This is a genomic window from Bacillus sp. SIMBA_005, from assembly GCF_046535585.1.
Classification (GTDB): domain Bacteria; phylum Bacillota; class Bacilli; order Bacillales; family Bacillaceae; genus Bacillus; species Bacillus pumilus.
Window position 1 is genome coordinate 1 of sequence record NZ_JAWRWI010000302.1, and the last position, 277, is coordinate 277.

General features: G+C 31.4%; 1 protein-coding gene. It reads left to right on the forward strand.

The window, feature by feature from the left end; all coding sequences use genetic code 11:
• Positions 1 to 180 (forward strand): hypothetical protein (locus SB660_RS20215; protein ID WP_410584086.1); only part of this gene is annotated, 180 nt, incomplete at its 5' end.
• Positions 181 to 277 lie beyond the last annotated feature (97 nt).

Below are 277 nucleotides of genomic sequence, written 5' to 3' on the forward strand. Positions count from 1 at the left end.
ATGCTTTCAAGCGAATATGACCTCGTTTCTGGAGAAGTTGATCACGAAGTAACGAACACAATGCATGATAGCATGCCTGGGGAACATCAAATTAAAAAGTTTAAATTAGATAGACAAATGTTATTTGCGAAGGATAATCCAAACACAGTTTTAGAAAAGCTTCCACAAGCTAATTGGTAAATAATTTCCGTTTATCAATAGAAATAATAATAAATTTATAAGAAACTAAAATGACTTTATTTTTTTTAGCCGGACTTACTCCTTTTGGATACGGATT